This is a genomic window from Pseudomonas sp. SIMBA_067 (assembly GCF_046534675.1).
Lineage (GTDB): Bacteria > Pseudomonadota > Gammaproteobacteria > Pseudomonadales > Pseudomonadaceae > Aquipseudomonas > Aquipseudomonas putida.
Genome location: NZ_JAWRYH010000805.1, coordinates 1 through 256, shown reverse-complemented (window position 1 = coordinate 256; position 256 = coordinate 1). Strand labels below are relative to the sequence as shown.

The following is a 256-nucleotide window of genomic DNA, read 5'->3' as shown; positions in this document are numbered from 1 at the left end:
ATGGTGGCTGGAAAGCAATCGACTGGGATCGTGAATCACCCAGTCACAACCGGAACCGCGGCCAATCACGCCGCCGACACGGTCAAAGACTTTACGGGCCAAGGGCACGGGTGCGCCGCCATCGCTCCCACACACTTCAAGTACGAGCTGCATCGTCAGGCATCCCCATTCACTGGCCACGAGTGATCGCCTGCGGGTCACCCAGCGGTCGATAATCGGCGTCATCGAAAACGTAGTTGGCGTTACAGCCACCCAG

At 60.2% G+C, this 256-nt stretch carries 1 protein-coding gene; it reads right to left on the bottom strand.

The genetic code is table 11. The annotated features are described in order from the left end of the window. Window positions 1-169: 169 nt before the first annotated feature. Window positions 170-256 (bottom strand): type VI secretion protein (locus SB765_RS31425; protein ID WP_410932733.1); only part of this gene is annotated, 87 nt, incomplete at its 5' end.